We start from the raw sequence: 16,433 nt of genomic DNA, 5'->3' as shown, positions 1-16,433 counted from the left end.
TCGATCTACCGGAGACCTCTCCTATTTGATCAACGACACGCCGGAACAGGCCACACCCGAAGCCATCAGCTGATCCACTTCGATACAGGCCCTAGTCGGGCAGGAGCGGCACCGACAGGCCGGGATCCCGTCCCAGCAGGACGGCTCGCGTGACCGCCGCTGTGCCGAAGCGGTCTCGGACACCGTCCACGGCCGCGTCCAGTGCGCCCGGCGCGACCTCGTCGAACGGCAGCATCAGTTGTATCGCGTCCTCGTCGTCCAGGTTGGCCAGGGAAACCCCCACGAGCGTGCAGCCTCGCTCGAACACCGTCGGCAGCGCCGCGTGCAGCAGGCGGCGGGCGGTGGTCAGCAGCACGTCGGTGTCCGCGGTCGGGTGTGGCAGCGTGTGTGACCGGGTGGCCCGCGAGAAGTCCGCGTACCGCAGACGCAGCACCACGGTCCGGCAGGACCGCTTCGCTGCCCGCAGCCGCCGGGCGACCCGGTCGATCAGTTGCGCGAGTGTGGCCTCCAGGTCCGCCACCGGGCGCGGTCTGCTCCCGAGCGCGCGCTGCGCCCCGATGGACCGCCTGCGCCTGCCCACCCGCACCGGCCGGGGATCCTGGTTGTGGGCCAGCGCGTGCAGGTGCCTGCCGGACGCCTTGCCGAGCATGGCGGTCAGCGTCGACTCGCTCAGCTTCGCCACCTGGCCGACCGTGGTGATGCCGCGGTCGCGCAGCTTCGCGGACGTCACCTTGCCGACGCCCCACAACCGTTCGACCGGCAGCGGGTGCAGGAACTCCAGTTCCTTCGCGGGCGGCACCACGAGCAGCCCGTCCGGCTTCGCCACCCCGCTCGCCACCTTCGCGAGGAACTTGGTGCGCGCGACGCCGACGGTGATCGGGAGCCCGACCCGCGCCAGCACCGCCGCGCGCAACCGTGCCGCGATCACCTCCGGCGGGCCCGCGATCCTGCGCAGGCCCGCGACGTCGAGGAAGGCCTCGTCGATCGACAGGCCCTCGACGAACGGCGTGGTCTCGCGGAACACCTCGAACACGGCCTTGCTCGCCGCCGAGTAGGCCGACATCCTCGGCGGCACCACGACCGCGTGCGGGCACAGCCGCAACGCCCGCGCCCCGCCCATCGCGGTACGCACCCCGAACCGCTTCGCCTCGTAGCTCGCCGCCAGCACCACGCCGCCGCCCACGATCACCGGGCGACCGCGCAGGTCGGGGTTGTCCCGCTGTTCGACCGACGCGTAGAACGCGTCCAGGTCGGCGTGGAGGATCGTTGCCGCTGTCACGAACACATGTTCGCATCGACCACCGACAAAAACACTCCTCGCAGGGCATTGTGGCGGTGCCGTGCCGGGGGTTTGCACGGGTAAAGTCAGGCGGTGAACATCGATCCCCGCACCAACGTCGTGGTGTTCCGGTTGCGGAGGGGCAAGGACAAGCACCTCGTCGGCCGGGTGCCCACCCTCGCCGAGGACGGGGTTCGGCAGGCCTGGGACGAGGTCGAGCAGGTCCACCAGGTCCGGGCCAGGCACGTGGTAGGGCTCCACGCCGAGTGGGAACCCACACCCGCGGACGCCGAGTTCATCGCCACCACCTTTCCCGGGGTGGCCGCGACCCACCACTTCCTCCGGCCCGGGCCTGACGGCTGGGACCAGGCGTTCGCCGCGGCGAGCGTCGCACTGCGGGCCGAGCTGCGGCCCGTGCTCTGGAGCACGTCGTCGCCGCTCGCCGGGCAGCTCGCGGACGTGCCGCACTGGCCGGTGTCCGGCGGGCGGCTGCACCTCGCGCTCGCCGTGGTCACCCCGACCGGCACATACCACGTCAGCCACGCGCAGCTCGGCGACGTCACGTTCGACGATCTCATGGCGGACACGTGCCTCCGGGTGGCCGGGGAGCTGTCCGTCGAGACGCGGGAGGACGGCGTGCTGACGCTGTCGGGGCGGCTCGTCGCCGCCGTCGCCTGCCTGCCCGACTTCGCCCGGCGGCTCGCCGCCGCCGTCGGCGCGGAACGCCTGGTCGTGGGGCTTGCTTCGGCCGACGAGATCCTCGTCGCCGCCGCGGGTACGGACCTCGCCGAAACGGTGCGACGGGAGGTGCTCGCGTCCGAGGCGCCGGACACGGAGCTGGTGCCCTGCGTGCTGTCGGTCGAGGGGGACCTCGTCGAGGTGCTGGTCGAACGTGCGGCAGACTCCGAGGCGTGACCAGGCCAGATCCCATCCGGTGGCTGCTTTTCCAGTACGGGGTTCGGCTTCCCGCGCGGTATCGCGACTGGGTGCTCCACGACGCCACCTGCCCCACGTGGCTCCCCCGTGTTCTCCTCCGCACTCTCGTCCAGCTCGCGCCCGCGTTCGCCGTGGTGCTCGTCGTCCTCACGCGGTTCGACGGGGGCTGGGGCATCGCGCTCGGCGCCTTGTTGCTGGGCGTCCTGGTCAGCCTGCGGCTCACGCTCGCCAACGCCGCGGAGAGCGTCGACGCCCGGCTCGTTCGCTACGGGTTCCCGCCCGGGCACGGCACCGCGCTCCGGAAACAGGCCGACGCGGCGGCGCACGCGGAGGAAGAACAGCGCTACCGGGACAAGTGGCAGCGGCCGGAGTCCCCCTGAGCGACAGCCACGTCGCGAATCCACGTACGAGGAAGCCGGAACCTACTCGGCCGCGAACCAGGCGAGGGCGTCGACTCGCAGACCCGGCGGCACGACCACGCGGAGCGCCGCCTCGACCGCAGTGACCCGCTCGGGCCCCAACGTCCGCACCCACTCCGCCCGCAGCTCGTCGAAGATCGCCGCGGAGCGGTTCAGCAGGTCCAGGCCCAGTGGCGTCAGCCGGACCACCTTCGCGCGGGCGTCGGCCTCGGACGCCACGCGCTCGACGTAGCCCAGCCGCACGAGCCGGTCCACGGTCTTGCCCGCCGCCTGCTTCGACACCCCGAGCCGCCTGCCCAGCTCCGACGCCGTCGCGCCCGCGGGACCGACCGCCTGCAGCGCGAACCCGTGCGCGGGTCGCGCGTCCGCGTGCCCCTGCCGCGCTAGCTCCTCGTGCAACCGGTCGATCAGCGTGCGGAAGCCGCCGAACAACAACAAGGGCAGCTCGTAGCCGGGAGTCACGGGGGACGTCACGCCGGACATTGTCAACTTAGACAACCTCATTTACTATTTGGTCAACCATGTTGACCATTGTAGGGGAGTCATGTTCATCGACCACACCGCCGAGACCGCACCCGAGGCCGCGCGCCGCACGCTCGCCGCCACCGAGAAGAAGTTCGGCTACCTGCCCACCGCCGTCGCGCGCCTCGCCGAGTCGCCGCAGTTGCTCGACGGCTTCCTCAAGCTCACGGCCATCTTCGACAGCACCAGCCTCGACCCGGTCGCCCGCGAGACGGTGATCATGACGATGGCGACGCACAACGGCTGCCACCTCTGCGTGGCGATGCACACCGCCGCGCTGTTGCGGCTCGACGCGGACCCCGCGCTGGTCACGGCGCTGCGCGAGGACAGGCCGCTGCCCGACGAGCGGTTGCGGGCACTGCGCGACTTCACGCTCACCGTGCTGGCGCACAAGGGGGACGTGCCGGACGACGACCTGGCCGCGTTCGTCGCCGCGGGCTTCACCACCCGGCAGGCGCTGGAGGTGGTGCTGGGCATCGGCGCCTACACGTTGTCGACGTTCGCGAACCGGCTCACCCGCGCGCCACTCGACGAGCCGATGACCCCCTTTGCCTGGGCGCCTGCCAGGTGAACAACACCAGCGGGTGATCTTCGACCTCGAACTCGCACTCCTGCCGCCACCCTTCCTGCCGGTACAGGGTGGCGGCGGGGGCGTCGGGGTGGGTCGCGAGCCAGGCGGCGGGCCAGTCCTCGACGTAGCGGGTCAGCAGCGCCCGGCCGATGCCGCGCCGCTGGTGCCGCGGATCGACCATCAGCTCCGCGACCACCAGCGCGGGCGCGACGAGCCGCCCGGCCATGGCGGGGGTGACGGCGGCGGCCAGCGCGTCGTCGAACGGTGAGCCCGACGCCAGTTCCGGTCCGGCGGGCCAGCCGTAGACCGCGCCGACGAGCCCGTCGCCGTCGACCACGACCACCCCGCCCGCGCCGCTGTTGGACAGGTGCCGGTCGAGCCGTCCCCGGAACCCCGCGAGCCGGTCCTCCGGCTCGTGCCACGGGGGCGCCGAGAAGCATTCCCGGTAGAGGCGTTCGAGTTCATCGCTGTAGCTGGCCAGCGCGAACGCGTCCACGGAACGGACGGCGATGTCACGGCTCACACCCGCAGGTTAACGCGGACTCAGTCGTCCTCGTCGTGATCCTGGTCGTCATCACGGTCGTCGTCACGGTCGTCGTCACGGTCGTCGTCACCGCGGTCGCGGTCGTCGTCGCCGTCGTCGTCGCTGTCCTTGTCGACCCTGGTGAAGTCGCCGGTCACCGCGTCGACGCGGACGTCGTAGGTGACGCCGTCGCGGCCGGTGATCTCGACCTTCCACTCCAGCCTGCCGTGCTCGATCTCACGCTCGACCTCGTGCACGGTGCCGCCCATGCGTTCCCGCACGAGGCGGGACGCGTCGTCGGCGGTCAGCTCGGCCGGGGCGCTGCTCGACGAGGTCGACGCGGTGCCGGTCGGGGCGGTCGTCGCCGATGACGTGGTGGTCGACGCGGTGGTCGACGTCGTCGTCGGGGCCGCGCCGGACGACGGCTGATCGTTCTGCGACAACGCGATCGCGGTGCCCGTGGTGGCGGCCAGCGCGCCCGCCGCGATGACGCCCACGAGGAGTTTCCTGGTCATGCCGTTCCTTCCGTCGCTGTTCGGTACGAGCAACGGTGCCGCCGGGCGGCCTATGGCCGCGCTTGCGGACGGTTAACGCGGACCTAATAGGTCGACGACCACCCGCAGGCCACCCGCGTCGGCCCGGTCGAACCGCACCGTGCCGCCGGTGCGTTCGGCCGCGCGCCGCACGATGTCGAGGCCGAGCCCGCTGGAGCCCGAGCCGCTGACACCGCGCAGCAACGCGTGCCCGCCCGGCAGACCGGGGCCCGCGTCGGCCACGGTCAGCTCCGCGCCGCCGGGGCGGGCTACGAGCGCCACCTGGAACGCCGTGCCGTGCGGGGTGTGCGCGAACACGTTGCCGAGCAGGGCGTCCACGCACGCCTCCAGGTCCGCGCGGGGCAGTGCGACGGGCAGCGGGCCGGGCGCGACGTCGACGGTGAGGTCGCGTTCGGTGTCCTCGGCGAGTACCGCCCAGAACGCGACCCGGTCGGCGACCACGTCGGCCGCGTCGGCGACGGCGGGCGGGCCGCCACGTCGGCGGGCCTGGTGGATCACGTCGGTGACGACCCGGTTGACGGCGTCGACGCGGGCCCCGATGCGTTCCGCCGCCTCCGGGTCGGGCAACGCGTCGGCTTCCATCTTCAGCGAGGTCAGTGGTGTGCGGACGCGGTGGGACAGGTCGGCGATGGTCTCCCGTTCCTCGCGCAGCAGCCCGTCGATGCGTTCCGCGAGCCCGTTCAGCGCCGTGGCGACCACGCCCAGCTCACCGGGCGCGGACTCCTCGGCGCGGGCGTCCAGCTCGCCGCGCCCCAACCGGTGCGACACGGCCGCGAGGTCCACTGTGGACCGCACGAAGGCGCGGGCGAGCCGGTCGGCGACCAGCAGGCTCACGAGCAGCAGCGCGATGCCGAGCCCGCCGAGCAGCAGCCAGGCACGTGGCACTCCGGCCGCCAGCTCCGCGTCGGACACGAACGTGCGGATGACGGCGGTGGCCGCGTCGCCGCGGTCGACGGCGAACACGATCTCGCGTCCGCCCGGGACCTCACCGGACTGGCTCACCCCGCCTTCGGCGAGCCTGACCAGCGGCGACCGGTCGGCGGCCGCGCCGAAAACCTGCCCGTCGACGAACACGGACACGTCGTAGGGGGAGCCGCTGTCGACCTCGCGGACGCTCGCGGCGAGCGAGGCCCGGTCGGTGGTGGCGACGAACGAGGTCAGCGCCTGCGCCTCGACGGTGGCACGCTGCACGGCCCGGTCCGCGGCGACGTTCTTCACCAGCACCGCGAGCGGCACGAGGAACGCGACCAGCACCAGCGTGGTGGTGGCCGCGACCAGCAGCAGGACCCGCCGCCGCACGTCATGCCTCCGGGGCCGTGAGCCGGACGCCGACGCCGCGGACCGCGTGCAGGTAGCGCGGCGCCTGCGCGGTCTCCCCCAGCTTGCGGCGCAGCCAGGACAGGTGGACGTCGACGGTCTTGTCGGCGCCGCCGTAGGGCAGCCGCCAGACCTCGGTGAGCAGCTCGCGTTTCGACACCACCTCGCCCGCGCGGACGGCGAGGTAGTGGAGCAGGTCGAACTCGCGCGGGGTCAGCTCCAGCACGCGCTCGTCCAGCGTCGCGCGGCGGGCACGCGGGTCGACCGACAGCCCGCCGACGCTGACGGTCGGGTCGGCCTGTTCCTCACCGCCGCGCCGCAGCACCGCGCGGATGCGGGCGTCGAGCTGGGCGACGCCGAAGGGCTTCACCACGTAGTCGTCGGCGCCCGCGTCGAGGACGGCGACGATCTCGGTCTCGTCGTCGCGGGCGGTCGCGACGACGACGGGGACGTCGGACACACCGCGCAGCATCCGCAGCATCGCCGTGCCGTCGAGGTCGGGCAGCCCGAGGTCGAGCACGACGACGTCCGGGCGGGCGCTCACCGCCTGTTCGAGCCCGGCCATGGCGGTCGGGGCGGAGACCACCGCGTGCCCGCGGTCGGTGAGCCCGCGGATGATCGACGACCGGATCGTCGCGTCGTCCTCGACGACCAGTACGTGCGCCATGGGTGCGACCGTAGCCGGTGTTCCGCCGGTGAGCGCGGGTGATAGGGACGCGTTAGGAGTGTCTTAACCATCGGCTGGGCGATACTGGTGGTGTGCGTCTGACGACCGGGTTCGTGCTGTGGTTGGTGGCCGCCGCGGCCGCGACCGCGGTCGGTCTGGCCGCGGTCGCGGCGATCGGGACGGACATCTTCGGCGCCGGGCAGGACCCGCTGAGTCAGTCCGAAGTGGACGAGCTGCTGACGAGCGGGCCGACCTCGCCCCCACCCACGACGTCGTCGACGACTCGGCCGCCGCCCGAGGAGAAGACGACGGTGACCGAGGGCGGCACGGTGATCGCCCGCTGCGATGGCGCGCTCGTGCGGGTCGTGTCGGCGAGCCCCGCGCAGGGTTACCAGGTCGACCCGGACGACGACGAGGCCGACGACCACCCGTCGGTGACGTTCCAGTCCGGCGAGCGGGAGATCGAGGTGCGGCTGCGGTGCGTGAACGGCGTGCCGAACGCCGAGATCCGTTACGACGACTGAAAGTTCGCGGCCAGCTCGTCCGCGACGGACTCGGGGTCGCGGGTGCCGTCGATGTCGATGACCGGGAGCCCGGCGTCGCGTGCCTGGCGGCGGACCTCCGCCACCCACAGCTCGTCGCGCCCGAGCCGGTTCGCCAGCGCCACCGACGTGTCGAGACTCCCCCAGTTGGCGCGGGCCCGGTCCGGGTCCGAGAAGCGGGCCCGCAGTGCCTGTTCCCGGAATTCGTTGGTCGGCAACAGGAACACGGCGTGTTCCGGCCTGGACAGCAGTGGCGCGACGTACCGTGGCATGACCCCGAACCAGTCGACGAGCACCGGGCGGTCGGCGGGCATGGCGAGGAGGTCCTCGACGAGGAAGCCGATCGTCTCGCCGTGGAGTGACGCCGAGCCGTGGAACTTCTCCTCGGGCGACTGGGCGGCGCGTTCGGACTTGGTGAGCCGCAGTCCCGCGTACAGGTGCGGGTGTTCTTGTTGTGTACAACGGGGAAGCCAGCCGTGTTCGGCACGGTCGCCGTCGTAGACGACCGCACCGAGGCGGCGTTCGAGAAGCCGGGCAACGGTGCTCTTCCCCGCACCGGTGCCCCCTGCGATCCAGCGGACGTGTCGCAAGCTCATGGCGGGAATTCTGAGCGGGAAATCCGGCGAGAAACAGTCTTGTTCTCACCGACCCGGCGGGGCGACCATGGAGCGGAGGGAGCTATGCCAGCCCGGCGTTCTCCTCCAGGCGGTCCAGGCGGCGCAGCACCGGCTCCAGTGCGGCGCCGACGGCCGCGGTGAGCGCCGCGGCGCCGCCCTGGTTCGCCTGCAGGTGCACGTATCCCGCCAAGGCGGCCGACACCACCTGCCGCACCTGGCGGGGTTCCGCGCCGCGGGCGCGCAGGACCTGACCCGCGGTGCCGTCCGGTTCGGCGACGAGGCCCAGCAGCAGGTGTTCGCAGCCGACGTAGTTGTGGCCCAGCGTCATGGCCTCCACCACGGTCAGTTCGAGCGCGTTGGCCGCCGTGGTGCCGATGCGCGACACCTCGGCCGGCGCCGGCGCCGGGTCGGTGCGCAGTTCGCGCAGGACCGCGGCCGGGTCGATGTCGATCGCGCCCAGGACGTGGAGTGCGAGGTTCGTGCCTTCGTCGAGCATGGCCCGCAGCAGGTCCCGGGTGTCCACCTCCGTCGCGCCGCGCGTGGCGGCCGCCGTGATCGCGAGCTTCAGCACGTCCTTGGCCCGCTGCGTGAACGACGTCAGGGCCGCGGTCGGGTGGTCGCGGGCGGCACGGATCGCGGTCACGCACTTCACCGACTGCTCCAGCGCACGCTGGCAGATCGCCGACACCGGCAGGCCGGGCTCAGCTCGCGCGCGAGGCGGCCCACCGGTCGTACTCGGTGTTGTCCGGCGGCGTGGCGGCGATGACCCCGTCGAGGAGGGTCCGCGCGGACGCGAGCCCGTCGATGGCGACCGTGATGCGGTCGCGTTCCTTCCGCAGGTGCGGCAACAGCTCCGGGCAGCCGGGCGCGAGCCCGTCGCCGGTGTCGACCATGCACGGCAGAACCTCGCGGATGAACGCCGTGTTCAGCCCGGCGGCGAGCAGCATCCGCACGTGCCGCACGACGTCCACATCGGACCCGGCGTACACGCGGTAGCCGGCGGGAGTGCGCGTCGGCGAGAGCAGCCCCTGCTCCTCGTAGTAACGCAGCGACCGTTCGCTGACCCCGGTCCGCTTGGCGAGTTCCCCGATCCGCATGACTTGACCTTAACACCGGTGTCAGGCTTTAGCGTCGCGCTCATGACCGAAGCAATCACCGTCATCGGCCTGGGGCCGATGGGATACGCGCTGGCAGCGGCCTTCGCGAAGGCAGGACATCCGACCACGACGTGGAACCGCACCGCGACCAGACCGACCCCGCCCGGCACGACGAGGGCGGCGTCGGCCGCCGAGGCGGCAGCGGCGAGCCCGCTGACCGTGGTGTGCCTCATCGACTACGACGCCACCCGCGCGGTGCTGGCGCAGGCGGCGGACGAGCTGAAGGGCCGCCACCTGGTCGTGCTGACCAGCGGTTCTCCCGCGTCGGGGCGGGAGTTGGCGGCGTGGGCGGCCGACCACGGCATCACCTACACCGACGGCGCGATCATGACGCCGGTCGAGTCCATCGGCACCGACGCCGCCGTGGTCCTCCACAGTGGACAGCAGGTCGACCTGGCCGCGCTGGGCGGCACGCAGCTGTACCTCGGCGAGGACCCGGGCCAGGCGGCGGGCTACGACGTCGCGCTGCTGGACCTGTTCTGGACGTCCGTGGCGGGCGTGATCCACTCGTTCGCCATGGCCCGCGCCGAGAACATCCCGGCGACGGAGCTGGCGCCGCTCGCCAAGGGCATCGGCAACCTGATCCCGTGGGTGATCGACGAGATCGGCGAACGCGTGGAGGCCGACCGGCACGGTGACGGCTCGTCCAACCTCGCCTCCGCCGCGGCGGGCATGGCCCACATCATCGAGTCCGCCGAGTCCCACGAGATCGACGCGAGCGTCCTGCGTGCCGCGCACGCGCTGGCCACCAGCGCCATCGAGGCGGGACACGGCGCCGACGACGTGTCCCGGCTGACGCTGGAACTGGAGCGGACAGCACGTTCATGAGCCAGCCCCCTCCAGGTTAGGCTCGCCTAACACCGGGAGGGGGATCATGACAGCACTGACCGGCGGAGGGCTGCTCCTCCGCTCGTTCCGGCGGCACCGGGGCAGACTGACGGCGTCGACCGCGCTCCTGTGCGGGCACCAGGCCGCGGAGACGCTCGTCCCCGTGCTGATCGGCGTGACCATCGACCAGGCCGTGAGCACCGGCGACACCACCAGGATCCTGGTGTGGCTCGCCGTGCTCGCCGCCCTGTTCGTCGGCCTCACGTTGTGCTGGCGGTTCGGCGCGCGGCTCGGGGTGGTGGCCCAGCAACGCGAGACCCACCAGCTCCGCATCGAGGTGGTCGCGCGGGTGCTGGACCCGCGCGGGCACCGCACCGGCCGCCGGGCGGGCGAGATCATGCAGGTCGCGACGTCCGACGCCGAGAAGTCGATGTACGCCATGCACGCGATCGCACTCGTACCCGCGGCGGTCACCGCACTCGCGGTGGCCGCCGTGTCGCTGCTCACGATCCACGTGCCGCTCGGGCTGGCGGTGCTGATCGGGGTGCCGGTGGTGGTCGCGGCGGTGCAGGTGCTCGGGCCGATCATCACCCGCCGGGCCGCCGCCGCACAGGAGGCGGCCGGGCACACGACCGCGCTCGCGACCGACCTCGTGCGAGGCGTCCGGGCACTGCGGGGCATCGGCGCGCAGGACAGCGCGGCCGACTCGTACCGCCGCTCCAGCCGCGCCACGCTCGGGGCCAGCGTGCGTGCCGCGACCACCAACGGCGTCTACCAGGGCACGTCGGCCGCGGTCAGTGGGCTGTTCCTCGCGGCGGTGGCGGGGTTCGCGGGCTGGCTCGCGGTCGACGGCACGCTCACGATCGGCGAGCTGATCACCGTGGTCGGGCTCGCGCAGTTCATCGCCGAACCGGTGCGGTTGCTCGCCACCGCGGGCCAGATGCTCGCGAACGCCCGCGCGTCGGCGACCCGGGTGGCCGACCTGCTGTCCGCGCCGACCATCCTCACGCCCGGCACGCGCACCGGGCCGCTGCCCGACCGGGGCGTCACGCTCGACGCCGTCAGCTACCGCACGCTGACCGGGTTCGACCTCACGGTCGGGCCGGGCGAGATCGTCGGGGTCGTCGGGTACGAGCAACGCGACTGCGACGCGCTCGTCGACCTGCTGTCGGGCGTGGTGCCGCCCGCCGACTACGCGGGCACGATCACGGTCGGCGGGGTGCCCGCGCCCGACCTGGAGCTCGCCACCGGGCGGCACGAGGTGCTGGTGGAACACCACGACGTCGCGTTGTTCGAGGGCACGCTGCGGACGAACCTCATGGCCGACGACCCGTCGGCCGCCCTGCGCGCGGCCGCGGCGGAGGACATCGTCGCCGCGCATCCCGACGGGCTCGACCACCCGGTCGCCGACCGCGGCACGACGCTCTCCGGCGGGCAGCGGCAGCGCATCGGGCTCGCCCGTGCGCTCGCGGCCGAGCCGCCGGTGCTGGTGCTGCGCGACCCGACGACGGCCGTCGACGCGATGACCGAGGAGCGGATCGCACACGGCATCGCGGACCTGCGGCACGACGCGAGCACCGTCCTGATCACGTCCAGCCCGGCACTGCTGGCGATCGCCGACCGGGTCGTGGTGATCGCGGACGGCCGGGTCGTCGCGGACGGCACCCACCACACGCTGTCCGAAGTGGACGAACGCTACCGGGAGGCGGTGCTGCGATGAGTTCGTTGCTTCCCATCGCCTCCGCGCGGCGGACCGCCGCCGCGCTGTGGGCCGAGGTCCGTGCGCTGCCGGTGCGCGGCGTCGTCACCGCGGTCACCGCCGTCGCCGCGAGCGCGGCCGGGCTGGTCGCGCCGTGGGTGCTCGGCGACCTCGTCGACGACATCGCGGCGGGCGCCGACCGCGGCGACGTGCTCACCGCCGCCGCGATCATCGGCGCCGCCGCGTTGCTGACCGGTGTGCTGACCGGCCTGTCCGCGACGCTGATCTCCCGGCTCGGCGAGACCGTCCTCGCGCGGCTGCGTGAACGCGTCGTCGACCGCACGCTGCACCTGCCCGCCGCGACCCTCGACAAGGTCAAGTCCGGTGACCTGCTGTCGCGGGTCGGCGACGACGTCTCCGTGGTGACTACCGCGATCGGCCAGACCGGGCCGACGCTCGCCGCCGCGCTGCTGACCGTCGTGCTCACCGCGGGCGGCATGTTCGCGCTCGACTGGCGGCTCGGCCTCGCCGGGCTCGTCGCCGCGCCGTTCTACGTGCTCGCGGTCCGCTGGTACCTGCCGCGCTCGGGTCCCTTCTACGCCAAGGAAAGGGTCGCGATCGGCGACCGCGCGCAGGCCATGGTGTCCGCGCTGCAGGCGGCGCCGACCGTGCGCGCGTACCGCCTGGAGGAGACGCACACCGCCGCGATCAACGACCGCTCCCGCGCCGCGATGGACCTGTCGATCGGCGTGTTCCGGCTGTTCACGCGGCTGGTGGCGCGGATGAACCGGGCCGAGTTCCTCGGGCTCGCCGCGATCCTCGCGACCGGGTTCGTCCTGGTGCGGGCGGACCTCGTGACGGTCGGCGCGACGACCGCGGCCGCGCTGTACTTCCACCGGCTGTTCAACCCCGTCGGCGCGCTGATCATGGAGTTCGACGAGGTGCAGGCGGCGGGCGCGAGCCTCGCGCGGCTGGTCGGCGTCGCGGACCTGGACCCGCCCCGGCAACCCGAGCGCGTACGCGAGCCCGCCGACGGCACGCTCGTGCTCACCGGGATCGCCCACCGCTACGACGATCCGCTCGTGCTGGACGACGTGTCGGTGACCGTCCCCGCCGGGACGCGGCTCGCGGTCGTCGGCGCGAGTGGTGCGGGCAAGACGACGCTCGCCGGGATCGCGGCCGGGTTGCTGGAGCAGGAACGCGGCACGGTCACGCTCGGCGGGGTGCCGCTCGGCGAGCTGGACCGGGCCCGGCACCTGGCGATGCTGAGCCAGGAGGTGCACGTGTTCTCCGGCCCGCTCGTCGAGGACCTGCGGCTGGCGAAGCCGGACGCCACCGAGGACGAGGTCTGGGCCGCGCTCACGCTCGTGGGCGCGGACGGCTGGGCGCGGGCGCTGGAGTCCGGAGTGGACACCGTGGTCGGCGAGAGCGCGCACGCGCTCACCGCCGCGCAGGCGCAACAGGTGGCGCTGGCGCGGCTCGTGCTGGCGGACCCGGCGGTCGCGATCCTCGACGAGGCCACCGCGGAGGCGGGCAGCGCGGGCGCGCGTGACCTGGAGCGGGCGGCGCTCGCGGCGACCGAGGGCCGCACGACGGTGATCGTGGCGCACCGGCTGACACAGGCCGTGATGGCGGACCGGATACTGGTGCTGGACCACGGGAAGGTCGTCGAGGGCGGGACGCACGACGAACTGGTCGCCGCCGGGGGCCGGTACGCGGAGCTGTGGCGCTCGTGGCATGTTGCCGACCTGGGAGTCCAGCGGTAGCTTGGCTCGGTTGAATGCGCTTACATCGGGAGCGCAGCGACCCATTGAACACCGGAGGTCTTGCTGGTGGCGGCTCCTACCGTGTACGACGTCGCCGAGAAGGCGAACGTCTCGATCGCGACCGTGTCCCGCGTGTACCGCAACCCCGACACGGTCCGCGAGCAGACCCGGGACCGGGTGCTGGCCGCCGCGCGTGAACTCGGTTACGTGCCGAGCGGCAACGCGCGCGGCCTCGCGTCCCGCACCACGGGCGTGCTCGGGCTGTGCTTCCCCGACTACGCGGATCCCGAACTCGAGGACGACGACTCCGAGCAGACCCTGTACGCCGACGAGATCACTCGCGGCATGGAGCGCGCGGCGCGGCGGAACGGGTACGCGCTGCTGATAGCCGCGTCCCTGGCGGGCGGACCGGAGAGCCTCGTCGCGTCGGTCGCCGGGCGGGTGGACGGGTTCGCGGTGCTGGCGCGGACCGTGGCCACCGAGGACCTGGAGCTGATGTCGCGGCGGCTGCCGGTGGTGATGATCGCCGGGCCGCGCGAGATCGACCACCTCGACCACCTGGAGGTCGCGAACCGCGACGGCGAGTTCGAGCTGACCACGCACCTGATCGCCGACCACGGCCTGCGCAGGCTGGCGTTCGTCGGCGGTGGCGAGGACTCGCCGGACGCGCGGGCCCGCTTCGCCGGGTTCCAGCAGGCGTTGCGCGCGGCGGAACTGCCGGTGCCGTCCAAGCCGGACGCGCGAGGCGACTTCACCCAGGCCGGTGGCCGCGAGGCCACCCGACGCCTGCTCGAACGGGGCGCGCCGCCGCAGGGGCTGGTGTTCGCGAACGACCAGATGGCGATCGGCGGGCTCGACGTGCTGGAGCGCCGGGGCGTGTGGGTGCCGCGGGACATGGCGGTGGCCGGGTTCGACGGCATCCCGCTCGGCAGGGTCGTCCGGCCCAGCCTGACCACGGTGACCCAGCCGATGCGCCGCCTCGGCGAGAAGGCCGTCGAGCTGCTGGTCGAGCGCCTCGCCGACCCGGACCGCGAGCCCCGCTCGGAGATGCTGCCGGTCACGCAGACCTGGCGCGCGAGCTGCGGCTGCCCCGAGCCCGCCCCGCGTTGATCTCCCCCGGCACGCTTGCGACGGGTCCGCGCGCCACCTAGTGTATGCGCTTACAGGCAGCGCTTACATCGCCAAGGGGGCTGATCGTGACCGACACGACCGCACGCCGGGACTGGGAACAGCGCATCGGCCTGCCGAGTGACCAGCCGCTGACCGGCATCGGCGAGCTGCCGCCGCCGACCGGGCTCACGGCCACCGCCGGCACCGCGCTCGTCCACCTGGAGTGGCGGCCGGTCGACGGCGCGCTCGGCTACCTCGTGCACCGCGCCACCAGCGCGGACGGCCCGTTCACCCCGCTCGACCACCTCGGCGGCGACGTGCTCGCGGTCCCGCACCCGCCGTACGCCGACACCATGGTGGAGCCGGGTCAGACCTACCACTACAAGGTCGCCACCTGGTCGGACAGTGGCGCGGGCGCGCTGTCGGACGCCGTCTCCCGCGCACCCGGCGACGGGACCGGCGCGGTCACCGTGGCCGTCGACGCGGCCGCGACTCCGGAGCCGCTGCCGGACGTGTGGCGCCGCATGATCGGCGCCGAGCACTTCTCGCTGCTGATCTGGGACAGGCCCGGCCCCGGCGGGTCGGACGTGGCGGCCGAGTACGCCGAGGCGCTGCGGATCATGAAGGACGAGCTGGGGGTGCGGTCGGTCCGCGCGCACGGCACGTTCCTGCCCGAGACCGTGACGGTGAACGCCGACGGCACGTTCGACTTCAACGGCCTGGACGAGGTGTACGACCGGTTCCTCGCCACCGGGCTGAAGCCGGTCGTCGAGTTGTCCTTCATTCCCAAGGAACTCACCGCCGACCCCGACTACACGGTCTTCTCCTACCGCGCGCAGGTGTCGGTGCCGCGCGAGTGGGAGCGCTGGGGCGACCTCGTGCGCGCGCTGACGGTCCACCTCCGCGAGCGCTACGGCGCCGACGAGGTCGCGACCTGGGAGTTCGAGGTCTGGAACGAGGCCAACCTCGAGGTGTTCTGGAACGGCACACAGGACGACTACCACCGCCTGTACGAGATCGCGGTCCGCGAGATCAAGGCGGTCGACGAGCGCATCCGCGTCGGCGGCCCGTCGTCGGCCGCGGCGGGCTGGGTCGGCGCGCTGCTGGAGTACTGCCGCGAGCACGACGTGCCCGTCGACTTCGTCTCCACCCACACCTACGGCAACGCCCCGCTGGACATGCGGCCGCTGACCAGGTCGTTCGCGCAGGCGACCGGTAAGCCGGAGCCGGAGATCCTGTGGACGGAATGGGGTGTCACGCCGACGCACTTCCACCGCGTCAGCGACGCGGTGTTCTCCGCGCCGTTCGTGTTGCACGGCATGAAGAGCGCGCTCGCGTCGACCGACTGCCTCGCGTACTGGGTGTGCTCCGACCAGTTCGAGGAGCTGGGCTGGCCGCCGAAGTTGCTGCACGGCGGTTTCGGTCTGCTGACCGTCGGCAACCTGCGCAAGCCGCGGTTCTGGGCGCTGTACCTGCTGTCGCGGCTGGGCGGCGGCCGCGTGCCCGCGACCTGCACGGGTGACGGCGGCGGGTCGCTCGTCGAGGCGCTCGCGACCCGCGCCGACGACACCGTGGACGTGCTGGTGTGGAACGGAACCCTCGACCAGTCCAAGATAGACGGCTCGGCGGACCTGGCCCGCGCGGTGACGGTGACGGTGTCGGGGCTCGAACCCGGGACGTACACCGTCGAGTCGGCGCGCGTCGACGAGGAGCACGCCAACATCGGTCGCGTGTGGCGGGAACTCTCCGACGCGGACTGGCCGAGCGAGGAGCAGTGGGCCACGTTGCGCTCCTCCGACACCCTCCCGATCGAGTACCTTGCGAAGGTGGCGGTCGGCGACGACGGGGTCGCATCGGTCGCCGTCGAGCTGCCCATGCCCGGGATCCGGTCGTTGCGACTGACCCGGCAGTGACGCGAGGAGTGTT

Annotated in this window: 18 protein-coding genes; 9 read left to right on the top strand and 9 right to left on the bottom strand. The window is 72.9% G+C overall.

The window, feature by feature from the left end; translation table 11 throughout:
- Window positions 1-91: 91 nt before the first annotated feature.
- Entirely contained in the window at window positions 92-1,285 is a 1,194-nt protein-coding gene (gene dinB / locus ACIBVP_RS13695; protein WP_396106405.1) for a DNA polymerase IV, read from the bottom strand.
- An 87-nt stretch (window positions 1,286-1,372) separates the two neighbouring features.
- Here dinB and ACIBVP_RS13690 point away from each other — a divergent pair, with 87 nt between their 5' ends.
- On the top strand, window positions 1,373-2,194 hold the full coding sequence (locus ACIBVP_RS13690; RefSeq protein ID WP_396106404.1) for a hypothetical protein: 822 nt from the start codon (window positions 1,373-1,375) through the stop codon (window positions 2,192-2,194).
- A complete protein-coding gene (locus ACIBVP_RS13685) occupies window positions 2,191-2,595 on the top strand; it encodes a DUF5313 family protein (RefSeq protein ID WP_396106403.1) in 405 nt (134 codons plus the stop codon). The genes ACIBVP_RS13690 and ACIBVP_RS13685 overlap by 4 nt, the downstream gene beginning before the upstream one ends.
- 42 nt (window positions 2,596-2,637) lie before the next feature.
- On the opposite strand, the gene ACIBVP_RS13680 is transcribed toward ACIBVP_RS13685, so the two are convergent.
- Entirely contained in the window at window positions 2,638-3,108 is a 471-nt protein-coding gene (locus tag ACIBVP_RS13680; RefSeq protein ID WP_396106402.1) for a MarR family winged helix-turn-helix transcriptional regulator, read from the bottom strand.
- Window positions 3,109-3,178: 70 nt separating this feature from the next.
- On the opposite strand from ACIBVP_RS13680, the gene ACIBVP_RS13675 reads away from it, so the two are divergent.
- Complete coding sequence (locus ACIBVP_RS13675) at window positions 3,179-3,727, top strand: carboxymuconolactone decarboxylase family protein (RefSeq protein ID WP_396106401.1); 549 nt, start codon at window positions 3,179-3,181, stop codon at window positions 3,725-3,727.
- Here the strand turns inward: ACIBVP_RS13675 and ACIBVP_RS13670 are convergent.
- The 4 genes from ACIBVP_RS13670 to ACIBVP_RS13655 form a co-directional block, all read right to left on the bottom strand.
- Window positions 3,669-4,250, bottom strand: coding sequence for a GNAT family N-acetyltransferase (locus ACIBVP_RS13670; RefSeq protein ID WP_396106400.1), 582 nt, complete (start codon window positions 4,248-4,250; stop codon window positions 3,669-3,671). The two genes, ACIBVP_RS13675 and ACIBVP_RS13670, sit on opposite strands and share 59 nt — an antisense overlap.
- Window positions 4,251-4,270: 20 nt before the next feature.
- Complete coding sequence (locus ACIBVP_RS13665) at window positions 4,271-4,765, bottom strand: PepSY domain-containing protein (RefSeq protein ID WP_396106399.1); 495 nt, start codon at window positions 4,763-4,765, stop codon at window positions 4,271-4,273.
- 72 nt (window positions 4,766-4,837) lie between these two features.
- Window positions 4,838-6,103: a sensor histidine kinase gene (locus ACIBVP_RS13660; protein WP_396106398.1), complete on the bottom strand. Its 1,266-nt coding sequence runs from the start codon at window positions 6,101-6,103 to the stop codon at window positions 4,838-4,840.
- A gap of 1 nt (window position 6,104) precedes the next feature.
- The gene (locus ACIBVP_RS13655) at window positions 6,105-6,788 is read right to left on the bottom strand and encodes a response regulator transcription factor (RefSeq protein WP_396106397.1); all 684 of its coding nucleotides are present in this window, start codon (window positions 6,786-6,788) and stop codon (window positions 6,105-6,107) included.
- Between the two features lie 92 nt (window positions 6,789-6,880).
- Between ACIBVP_RS13655 and ACIBVP_RS13650 the strand changes: the two genes are divergently transcribed.
- Window positions 6,881-7,312: a hypothetical protein gene (locus ACIBVP_RS13650; RefSeq protein ID WP_396106396.1), complete on the top strand. Its 432-nt coding sequence runs from the start codon at window positions 6,881-6,883 to the stop codon at window positions 7,310-7,312.
- Here the strand turns inward: ACIBVP_RS13650 and ACIBVP_RS13645 are convergent.
- The 3 genes from ACIBVP_RS13645 to ACIBVP_RS13635 form a co-directional block, all read right to left on the bottom strand.
- Window positions 7,300-7,926, bottom strand: coding sequence for a hypothetical protein (locus tag ACIBVP_RS13645; protein WP_396106395.1), 627 nt, complete (start codon window positions 7,924-7,926; stop codon window positions 7,300-7,302). The two genes, ACIBVP_RS13650 and ACIBVP_RS13645, sit on opposite strands and share 13 nt — an antisense overlap.
- A gap of 82 nt (window positions 7,927-8,008) precedes the next feature.
- Entirely contained in the window at window positions 8,009-8,590 is a 582-nt protein-coding gene (locus ACIBVP_RS13640) for a Clp protease N-terminal domain-containing protein (protein ID WP_396106394.1), read from the bottom strand.
- Window positions 8,591-8,648: 58 nt separating this feature from the next.
- Complete coding sequence (locus ACIBVP_RS13635; RefSeq protein WP_396106393.1) at window positions 8,649-9,044, bottom strand: MerR family transcriptional regulator; 396 nt, start codon at window positions 9,042-9,044, stop codon at window positions 8,649-8,651.
- Between the two features lie 42 nt (window positions 9,045-9,086).
- Between ACIBVP_RS13635 and ACIBVP_RS13630 the strand changes: the two genes are divergently transcribed.
- The 5 genes from ACIBVP_RS13630 (at window position 9,087) to ACIBVP_RS13610 (ending at window position 16,420) form a co-directional block, all read left to right on the top strand.
- Window positions 9,087-9,932 carry an NAD(P)-dependent oxidoreductase gene (locus ACIBVP_RS13630; protein ID WP_396106392.1) on the top strand — a complete coding sequence of 282 codons (846 nt, stop codon included), beginning with the start codon at window positions 9,087-9,089 and terminating at the stop codon, window positions 9,930-9,932.
- Window positions 9,933-9,978: 46 nt separating this feature from the next.
- Entirely contained in the window at window positions 9,979-11,652 is a 1,674-nt protein-coding gene (locus ACIBVP_RS13625) for an ABC transporter ATP-binding protein (RefSeq protein ID WP_396106391.1), read from the top strand.
- Complete coding sequence (locus tag ACIBVP_RS13620; RefSeq protein WP_396106389.1) at window positions 11,649-13,397, top strand: ABC transporter ATP-binding protein; 1,749 nt, start codon at window positions 11,649-11,651, stop codon at window positions 13,395-13,397. Before ACIBVP_RS13625 ends, ACIBVP_RS13620 begins: the two co-directional genes overlap by 4 nt.
- 66 nt (window positions 13,398-13,463) lie before the next feature.
- Window positions 13,464-14,507: a LacI family DNA-binding transcriptional regulator gene (locus ACIBVP_RS13615; RefSeq protein ID WP_396106388.1), complete on the top strand. Its 1,044-nt coding sequence runs from the start codon at window positions 13,464-13,466 to the stop codon at window positions 14,505-14,507.
- Window positions 14,508-14,593: 86 nt separating this feature from the next.
- The gene (locus tag ACIBVP_RS13610; protein ID WP_396106387.1) at window positions 14,594-16,420 is read left to right on the top strand and encodes a hypothetical protein; all 1,827 of its coding nucleotides are present in this window, start codon (window positions 14,594-14,596) and stop codon (window positions 16,418-16,420) included.
- Window positions 16,421-16,433 lie beyond the last annotated feature (13 nt).

Source organism: Actinophytocola sp. NPDC049390 (genome assembly GCF_044466355.1).
Classification (GTDB): Bacteria; Actinomycetota; Actinomycetes; order Mycobacteriales; family Pseudonocardiaceae; genus Actinophytocola.
This window is presented reverse-complemented; position numbering and strand designations above follow the sequence as displayed.

Excerpts from the sequence above, each read along its gene's own strand:
- ACIBVP_RS13630 (WP_396106392.1), top strand. The coding sequence starts at position 9,087 with ATGACCGAAGCAATCACCGTCATCGGCCTGGGGCCGATGGGATACGCG.
- ACIBVP_RS13675 (WP_396106401.1), top strand. The coding sequence starts at position 3,179 with ATGTTCATCGACCACACCGCCGAGACCGCACCCGAGGCCGCGCGCCGC.
- ACIBVP_RS13665 (WP_396106399.1), bottom strand. The coding sequence starts at position 4,765 with ATGACCAGGAAACTCCTCGTGGGCGTCATCGCGGCGGGCGCGCTGGCC.
- ACIBVP_RS13620 (WP_396106389.1), top strand. The coding sequence starts at position 11,649 with ATGAGTTCGTTGCTTCCCATCGCCTCCGCGCGGCGGACCGCCGCCGCG.
- ACIBVP_RS13625 (WP_396106391.1), top strand. The coding sequence starts at position 9,979 with ATGACAGCACTGACCGGCGGAGGGCTGCTCCTCCGCTCGTTCCGGCGG.
- ACIBVP_RS13655 (WP_396106397.1), bottom strand. The coding sequence starts at position 6,788 with ATGGCGCACGTACTGGTCGTCGAGGACGACGCGACGATCCGGTCGTCG.
- ACIBVP_RS13635 (WP_396106393.1), bottom strand. The coding sequence starts at position 9,044 with ATGCGGATCGGGGAACTCGCCAAGCGGACCGGGGTCAGCGAACGGTCG.
- ACIBVP_RS13645 (WP_396106395.1), bottom strand. The coding sequence starts at position 7,926 with ATGAGCTTGCGACACGTCCGCTGGATCGCAGGGGGCACCGGTGCGGGG.